Genomic DNA, 8181 nt, shown 5'->3' on the forward strand with positions numbered 1-8181 from the left:
GAAGCGGGTAGATAACCCCAAATCAGGTTCCGGCTTTGCAGCCCACCCAAACACGACCCGAAGGAAGGCGCGACATGTTCGACACGATGACTTTGACCAAGGTGACCGGCGCGGTCTGTGGCTCGCTTCTTGTATATCTGTTCATTTCCTGGGCCGGTGAAGCGGTTTACGGCGGTGGCGCTGAAAGCCATGGCGGCGAAGAAGTGGCGCAGGCCTATTCGATTGCGGTCGATGATGCAGCCCCTGCCGATGGTGCAGCCGCCGAAGGCCCGCCTTGGGCGGAAGTGTTCGCGGCGGCTGATCCGGCAGCTGGCGAGAAAGTGTTCAAGAAATGCGCGGCTTGCCACAAGGTGGATGGCAGCAACGGCACCGGTCCGCATCTGAACGGTGTGGTTGGCCGGGCACGCGGCTCGGTTGAGGGCTTTGCCTATTCCGACGGCATGGCCTCGGTGCATGAGCCGTGGACGCCAGAGCTGATCGAAGTGTTCCTGCTGAACCCGAAGGCCGATGTCAAAGGCACCAAGATGGGTTTTGCCGGTTTGCCGAAAATCGAAGACCGCGCCAATGTGATCGCCTATCTGGCGACGCTGAAGTAAATATACGGCAGATTGCCGGGAAAGGCCGCTCTTTCGGGCGGCTTTTCCATTTTCACGGGGTTGGAAGCCGGGACGCGGCTGCGATCACACATTCGCGCCTTGTGGCGTGCGCGGGTTCCGATTTAGCATGTGCAGCAATGGCCGCAGCATAGCGGCGGATGGCAGGAGGTCGGGGATGCGGCAGATCAGAGCGGGCTTGGTGGCGGTGCTGGTTTTTGGCGCAGGGTCCGCGTTTGCCGATGAAGCCAAGGTGATCACCGCGCATGGCATCTCGACCTTTGGCACGCTGAAATACCCTGCCGACTTCAAGCATCTGGATTATGTGAACCCTGATGCCCCGAAGGGTGGCGAGATTTCGGAATGGTATCCCGGCACCTTTGACAGCGTGAACCCCTATTCGGTGAAAGGTGTCGCGGCGGTTGCCTCATCCATCTTCTACGAAAGCATCCTCGTCAGCCCCGCAGATGAGATTGGGGCGGCCTATTGTTTGATGTGCGAGACGATGGAATACCCCGAGGATCGCTCTTGGGTGATTTTCCATCTGCGCCATGATGTGAAATTCTCGGATGGCAGCCCGATGACCGCCGCCGATGTGGTATTCAGCTATGAGATGTTCCGTGATAAGGGCATCGCGGAATACCGCTCGGTGTTTAACCAGAAGTTCCAGTCGGTTGAGGCACTGGACGATTATACGGTGAAGTTTGTCTTCACTCCCGGCACGCCGTTCCGCGATATGCCCGCGATTGCGGGCAGCCTGACCATCATGTCAAAGGCAGATTACGAGGCCAACAAGCGCGATCTGGAAGACAGCACGTTAAAGCCGTTTCTGGGCACCAGCCCCTATGTGCTGGACAGCCTGAAGCCCGGTCAGCAGATTATTTACAAGCGTAACCCGGAGTATTGGGGGGCGAACCATCCGCTTTCGGTGGGCCAGAACAACTTTGACCGCATCCGCTATGAATATTTCGGCGACGACACCGCCGCGTTTGAGGCGTTCAAGACCGGGATTTACACGTTCCGGCAAGAGAATTCATCCAAGCAATGGGCGACGGGGTATCAGTTCAGCAATCTCAGCAACGGATCGGTGATCAAGACCGAACTGCCGAACGGCAATATAGCCTCGGGTCAGGGGTTTCTGCTGAACCTGCGGCGGGAAAAGTTCCACGATCCGAAGGTGCGCGAGGCGATTGGGTTGATGTTCAACTTTGAATGGTCAAACCAGACGCTGTTCTATGGGCTGTACAGCCGGATCAATTCGATCTGGGAGAACACGCAAATGGCCGCCAAGGGCGCGCCCAGCCCCGCTGAGGTGGCGCTGTTGCAACCCTTGGTCGATGAAGGCCTGCTGCCCGCGTCGATCTTGACCGATGATGCGGTGATGGGGTCGGTGTCGACCTCGGAAAAGGGCATGGACCGGGGGAATTTGCGTAAGGCGTCTAAGCTTCTGGATGAGGCTGGCTGGGAAGTCGGCGCCGACGGTATCCGCCGCAATGCCAAGGGGGAGACGCTGAAGGTCGATTTTCTGGAAGATACCCCTGCCTTTGAACGCGTGATCAGCCCCTATGTTGAAAACCTGCGGGCTGTGGGCATAGATGCGTCGCTGAACATGATCGACCCCGCGCAGATGAGCCAGCGCACCGATCCGCCGAACTTCGATTTCGATATCATCTCGGGCAATGCGGTGAATGGCGGATACGAGCCGGGGGGTGAGTTGAAGCAGGCCTATTCCTCGGTGACGGCGAACAATTCAACCCGCAACCGGGCGGGCTTTGCCAATCCGGCGGTGGATAAGCTGCTGGATATGGTCGAAGGCGCGAAAACCCGCGAAGAATTGGACACTGTGGTCAGCGCTTTGGACCGTGTGTTGCGCGCGCAACGGTTCTGGATTCCGGGTTGGTTCAACGACAACTATTTTGTCGCCTATTACGACCAATACGACCACCCCGCCACGCTGCCGCCCTATGCCTTGGGCGAGCTTTCGTTCTGGTGGTTTGATCAGGCCAAGGCCGACAAGCTGAAAGCTGCGGGCGTGTTGAAATAGATGCTGGCCTATATCCTTCGGCGACTGATTTTGGTGATCCCGACGCTGCTCGGCATCATGGTGATCAACTTTGCGCTGACGCAATTCGTCCCCGGTGGCCCGTTTGACCAGATCGAAGCGCGGATGCAGGGCTCAGGCGATTCCATCGGCGCGGTCAGCGGGGCTGCGGGTGCAGATGCGGGCACCGATGCTGAAGGCGGCAAGGGGTATGTCGGCGCGCGTGGGCTGCCGCCCGAATTTCGCGCCAAGCTGGAGGTTGAGTTTGGCTTTGCGCGGTTCATCTGTCCGGCGGGGTATGAAGGGTCGCTGCTGAAACAGGCCAAGGATTGCCAGAAGGAAATGATCCCGTCTTACGAGCGGTTCTTCATCATGATGGGGAAATTCATCCGCTTTGACTTTGGCCAAAGCTATTTCCGGTCTGAAAGCGTGATGGGGTTGGTGGCGGAAAAGCTGCCGGTGTCGATCACTTTGGGGCTGTGGTCGACGCTGCTGGCCTATCTGATCTCGATCCCCTTGGGCATCCGCAAGGCGGTGACGGATGGCTCGCGCTTTGACAGTTGGACCTCTGGCGTGATCATCGCGGCCTATGCGATCCCCGGCCTGTTGGTGGCGGTGATGCTGCTGGTTTTGTTCGCGGGTGGCTCGTATTGGAAGATTTTCCCGCTGCGGGGGCTGACCTCTGAGAATTTTGCGCAGTTGTCGCTGCTGGGCAAGGTGGGCGATTACCTTTGGCATATCACTTTGCCAGTGATTGCCAGCACGATTTCTTCCTTTGCCACCCTGACCTTGCTGACCAAGAACAGCTTTCTGGACGAGATCAAAAAGCAATATGTGATGACGGCGCGGGCGAAGGGATTGTCCGAACGGCGGGTGCTTTATGGTCATGTGTTTCGCAATGCCATGCTGATCGTGATCGCGGGGTTTCCGGCCTTGTTCATCGGAGTGTTTTTTGGCGGCAGTTTGATCATCGAGAACATCTTTTCGTTGGACGGTCTGGGGCAGTTGGGCTTTAAGTCGGCAGTCGAGCGGGATTATCCGGTGATCTTTGGCACCTTGTTTGCCTTTGGCCTGATGGGGCTGATCGTCGGGATTATCTCGGATCTGATGTATGTCTGGGTCGATCCCCGGATTGATTTTGAGCGGAGGGGCTGATGGCATTGTCCCCTTTGAACCAACGGCGGTGGCGGAATTTCAGGGCCAACAGGCGGGCCTATTGGTCTTTGATCTTGTTCGCCGCACTGTTTGGGCTGTCATTGTTCGCCGAGGTGTTGGCGAATGATCGGCCTTTGTTGGTGGAGTACCGCGGCGAATGGCGGATGCCGTTTCTGAAATTCTACACCGAAACCGACTATGGCGGCGATTTCCGCACCGAGGCGAATTACAAAGCGCCAGAGGTGCAATGCCTGATCGTCACTGGCGGCGTGGTCGATTGTTTCGATACGCCCGAGGATATTCTGGCGGCGGTGGCGGATGGCAGCTATAAGGCCGAAGGCTTTGAGAAGGGCCGTATCATCTGGCCGCTGATCCCGTTTTCCTACAACACGATCAATGATTTGGGCGGCAAGGCGGCCCCTTCTGCGCCCGATGCGACGCATTGGCTGGGCACCGATGACACCAGCCGCGATGTGCTGGCGCGGGTGATCTATGGCTTTAGGCTGTCGGTGGCCTTTGCGCTGATCGTGACGGTTTTGACCTCGGTGTTGGGCATCGCCGCGGGGGCTGTGCAGGGGTATTTCGGCGGTAAGGTTGATCTGATTTTCCAGCGCCTGCTGGAGATTTGGGGCGGCACGCCGGATTTGTATGTCATCATCATCGTGTTCTCGGTCTGGCAGCGCAGCTTCTGGATCCTGATTTTCCTGATGATCGCCTTTGGCTGGACCCGGTTGATCGGCATCGTGCGGGCCGAATTCCTGCGGGCGCGGAACTTTGAATATGTGCGTGCGGCCAAAGCGTTAGGCGTGTCGGATTTGGTGATCATCGTGCGGCATGTGTTGCCGAATGCGATGGTGGCGACGCTGACCATGCTGCCGTTTGTGGTTTCGGGCGCGATAGGATCGCTGGCGGCACTGGATTATCTGGGCTTTGGTCTGCCTGCCTCGTTGCCCTCGCTGGGCCAGCTTTCGCGGCAAGCGCAGCAGAATTTGCAGATGCCCTCGCTGACGTTTACGGCGTTTTTCACCTTTGCCATCATGCTGTCGCTGCTGGTCTTCATCTTTGAAGGCGTGCGCGATGCGTTTGACCCCAGAAAGACCTTCCAATGAGCGCTGTGTTGGAGGTCTCGAACCTGAATATCGGTTTCCGGCAGGATGGTCGTGATTTTTCCGCCGTGCGGGGCGTCAATTTCACCGTGAATAAGGGCGAGACGGTGGCTTTGGTCGGCGAGTCTGGCTCGGGCAAGTCGGTGACGGCACTGTCGACAGTGGGGCTGCTGCCAGATAGCGCCAAGGTGACAGGTTCGGTGAAGTATCTTGGGCAGGAGATGGTCGGGGCCAGCCAAGCGCAGTTGCGGCGGGTGCGCGGCAATGACATCAGCTTTATTTTCCAAGAACCGATGACCTCGCTGAACCCCTTGCACACGATTGAGCGGCAGTTGGCGGAAAGTCTGGGTCTGCATCAAGGGCTTACCGGGGCAGCTGCACGGGCGCGCAGTTTGGAATTGCTGGATAAGGTGGGCATCCGTGACGCCGAAAGCCGCCTGACCGCCTATCCGCATCAGCTTTCCGGCGGGCAAAGACAGCGGGTGATGATCGCGATGGCTTTGGCGAATGGGCCGGAATTGCTGGTAGCGGATGAGCCGACCACGGCGCTGGACGTGACGATCCAGGCGCAGATTTTGGCGCTGTTGGCGGATCTGAAGCAGACCGAAGGACTTTCTTTACTGTTCATCACGCATGATCTCGGCATCGTGCGGCGCATCGCCGACCGGGTGTGTGTGATGCAGGGAGGCGAGATTGTTGAACAGGGGCTGACGGCGGAAATCTTTGCCAATCCACAGCATCCCTATACGCAAAAGCTGCTGGCGGCGGAACCGCAGGGGCGGCCTGATCCGGTGGCGGTGGATGCGCCTGTGGTGGTCGAGGTCGACAAGTTGCGGGTGTGGTTTCCGATCCAACAGGGGTTTATGCGCAAGGTCGTGGGCCATGTAAAGGCGGTGAATGAGGCCAGTCTATCGGTGCGGGCGGGGGAGACGTTGGGGATTGTGGGCGAAAGCGGCTCGGGCAAAACCACGATGGCGCTGGCGATTTTACGGCTGATTGACAGCACGGGGCGGATCACCGTGCTGGGGCGGGATATTCAGGGCCTGCAAACCCGGGCGATGCGGGAACACCGCCGCGACATGCAGATCGTGTTTCAAGACCCTTTCGGAAGCCTTTCCCCGCGCATGACGGCGGCAGAGATCATCGCCGAAGGTCTGGGCGTGCATGGGCTCGAGCCGGGACGCAATCGCGCCGAGATGGTGGCGGAAATCATGGCCGAGGTCGGGCTGAACCCAAGCATGGCCGCGCGCTATCCGCATGAGTTTTCCGGTGGGCAGCGGCAGCGCATCGCGATTGCGCGGGCAATGATTTTGCGGCCGAAACTGGTGGTGCTGGACGAGCCGACGAGCGCGTTGGATATGACGGTGCAGGTACAGATTGTCGATCTTCTGCGCGATTTGCAGCGCAAATGGGGGCTGGCCTATATCTTCATCAGCCATGATCTGCGGGTGGTCCGCGCGCTTGCGCATAAGGTGATGGTGATGAAAGACGGCGATGTGGTGGAGGCGGGCACCGGCGCTGATCTGTTCGCCAACCCGAAAACCGACTATACCCGCGCGCTGATGGCAGCGGCTTTCGGAGATAATCTGCGGCCATGAAGATCTTGTTTGTGCATCAGAATTTCCCCGGCCAGTTTCTGCATCTGGCCCCCGAGCTCGCGGCGCGCGGCCATATTTGCATGGCGCTGACCGATGCCGCGAACAACCGCGCCTCACCGATCCCGCTGGCAAAGTATAAGCACACTCCAGAGCCAGTTGACCCTGCCGCGACCCGTCTGGGGCGCAACTACACTACGATGAGTGATCGCGGCGTGACGGTGGCGCGGGCGGCGCAGGCGATGCGGGCCAAGGGTTATGTGCCGGATGTGATCTTCGGCCACTCCGGCTGGGGCGAGACGTTGTTTCTGAAAGAGGTCTGGCCCGAAGCCAAGCTGATCGTCTATGCCGAGTTCTACTATCGCGGGCGCGGCGCGGATGTCGGCTTTGACCCCGAGTTTGGCGAGGCGAATTTCGATCAGGTGATGATCGCGCAAGGCCGCGCCACCTATCTGGGGCAGGCATTGGCGCATGCCGATGCGGGGCTGTCGCCGACGGAATGGCAGGCCTCGACCTACCCCGATCCGTTGCGCAAGATGATCACCGTGATCCATGACGGCGTCGATACCTCTGGTATGGCCCCCGATCCGCAGGCGCGGTTTAGCTTGCCAAATGGCCGGGTGGTGACGCCGGGGGATGAGGTTTTGACCTTTGTGAACCGCAACTTAGAGCCCTATCGCGGCTATCACACCTTCATGCGCGCGCTGCCTGCGGTCATGACGGCACGACCGCAGGCGCAAGTGGTGATCGTCGGCGGCGACGAGGTGTCTTATGGTGCCGCGCCAAAGGGCGAGAAGGGCTGGAAAGAACGCTTCCTATCCGAAGTGCGCGACCGCTTGGATATGTCCCGTGTGCATTTCATGGGCAAAGTGCCCTACCCCGATTTCGTGGCCCTAATGAAGGTCAGCCGCGCCCATGCCTATCTGACCTATCCGTTCGTTTTGTCTTGGTCGATGATTGAGGCAATGGCGGCGGGCTGCCACATCATCGGCTCGGCCACCCGTCCGGTGATGGAGGCTTTGGAGCATGGCAAGACTGGAACCTTGGTGGATTTCTTCGATGTGCCGGGTTGGTCGGCGGCGATGATTGAAGGGCTGGCGCACCCGGAGCGCTTTACCGAGATGCGGGCGGCGGTGCGCAAAGTGGCGCTGGAGCGCTATGATCTGCGCGGGAATTGCCTGCCGCGTATGGTAGCGTTTGTCGAGAGTTTTGCGCCGAAGGGTTAACGGTGATGACGCGCTCCCTCTATCCCACGCCGCCCCGGCCTTGAGCCGGGTCCTCGGGGTTTGATCAAGAGGCCCCGGCTCAAGGCCGGGGCGGCGTGGTGAATGGGATAACTCACACCGCCGCCGAGTGCTTCGCCTTGCTTTGGTCGTAAGCGTCGAACATCCGCGCCACCATGCGGGTCAAAGGGCGGCTGGGCTCTGGGATCGAAAGGCCGGTTGCATCCAACTCCAGCATCTGCGGGAAGGCCTGCGCGGCATTGGTCAGCAGCGTGTCCAACCGCTCAGGCGTCACTGGAAAATCGCGCAGAATCTCGGCGCGGTTGATGTGGAAATCGCACATCAGCGCCTCAATCAACCGCCCGCGCAGGATGTCTTCTCCGGCAAAAGCATGGCCGCGCTCGGTTGAGAACTGCCCTGCGCGGATGGCTTTGGTATGGGCGGCGGTGGCGGGGGCGTTTTGCGCGT

General features: G+C 59.5%; 6 protein-coding genes and 1 pseudogene. 6 read left to right on the forward strand and 1 reads right to left on the reverse strand.

Annotation, left to right across the window (positions count from 1 at the left end):
* Positions 1 to 74: 74 nt before the first annotated feature.
* The 6 genes from AKV04_RS04130 to AKV04_RS04155 all read left to right on the forward strand — a co-directional run bounded on the left by AKV04_RS04130 (position 75) and on the right by AKV04_RS04155 (position 7716).
* Positions 75 to 596 carry a c-type cytochrome gene (locus AKV04_RS04130; protein ID WP_054005208.1) on the forward strand — a complete coding sequence of 174 codons (522 nt, stop codon included), beginning with the start codon at positions 75 to 77 and terminating at the stop codon, positions 594 to 596.
* A gap of 175 nt (positions 597 to 771) precedes the next feature.
* Positions 772 to 2637 carry an extracellular solute-binding protein gene (locus AKV04_RS04135; protein WP_235815531.1) on the forward strand — a complete coding sequence of 622 codons (1866 nt, stop codon included), beginning with the start codon at positions 772 to 774 and terminating at the stop codon, positions 2635 to 2637.
* Positions 2638 to 3789, forward strand: coding sequence for a microcin C ABC transporter permease YejB (locus AKV04_RS04140; protein WP_054005210.1), 1152 nt, complete (start codon positions 2638 to 2640; stop codon positions 3787 to 3789).
* The gene (locus AKV04_RS04145) at positions 3789 to 4898 is read left to right on the forward strand and encodes an ABC transporter permease (RefSeq protein ID WP_054005211.1); all 1110 of its coding nucleotides are present in this window, start codon (positions 3789 to 3791) and stop codon (positions 4896 to 4898) included. Before AKV04_RS04140 ends, AKV04_RS04145 begins: the two co-directional genes overlap by 1 nt.
* Entirely contained in the window at positions 4895 to 6493 is a 1599-nt protein-coding gene (locus tag AKV04_RS04150) for an ABC transporter ATP-binding protein (protein ID WP_054005212.1), read from the forward strand. The genes AKV04_RS04145 and AKV04_RS04150 overlap by 4 nt, the downstream gene beginning before the upstream one ends.
* Positions 6490 to 7716 (forward strand): glycosyltransferase, encoded by a 1227-nt coding sequence (locus AKV04_RS04155; RefSeq protein WP_054005213.1) that lies wholly within the window; start codon positions 6490 to 6492, stop codon positions 7714 to 7716. Before AKV04_RS04150 ends, AKV04_RS04155 begins: the two co-directional genes overlap by 4 nt.
* A gap of 112 nt (positions 7717 to 7828) precedes the next feature.
* Here the strand turns inward: AKV04_RS04155 and AKV04_RS26465 are convergent.
* Positions 7829 to 8181 (reverse strand): annotated as a pseudogene (locus AKV04_RS26465) (coproporphyrinogen III oxidase); the annotation flags it as partial.

This window comes from Cypionkella psychrotolerans (assembly GCF_001294535.1).
GTDB lineage: Bacteria > Pseudomonadota > Alphaproteobacteria > Rhodobacterales > Rhodobacteraceae > Cypionkella > Cypionkella psychrotolerans.

Coding starts and splice junctions, on each gene's coding strand:
- AKV04_RS04130 (WP_054005208.1), top strand. CDS start 75: ATGTTCGACACGATGACTTTGACCAAGGTGACCGGCGCGGTCTGTGGC.
- AKV04_RS04135 (WP_235815531.1), top strand. CDS start 772: ATGCGGCAGATCAGAGCGGGCTTGGTGGCGGTGCTGGTTTTTGGCGCA.
- AKV04_RS04140 (WP_054005210.1), top strand. CDS start 2,638: ATGCTGGCCTATATCCTTCGGCGACTGATTTTGGTGATCCCGACGCTG.
- AKV04_RS04145 (WP_054005211.1), top strand. CDS start 3,789: ATGGCATTGTCCCCTTTGAACCAACGGCGGTGGCGGAATTTCAGGGCC.
- AKV04_RS04150 (WP_054005212.1), top strand. CDS start 4,895: ATGAGCGCTGTGTTGGAGGTCTCGAACCTGAATATCGGTTTCCGGCAG.
- AKV04_RS04155 (WP_054005213.1), top strand. CDS start 6,490: ATGAAGATCTTGTTTGTGCATCAGAATTTCCCCGGCCAGTTTCTGCAT.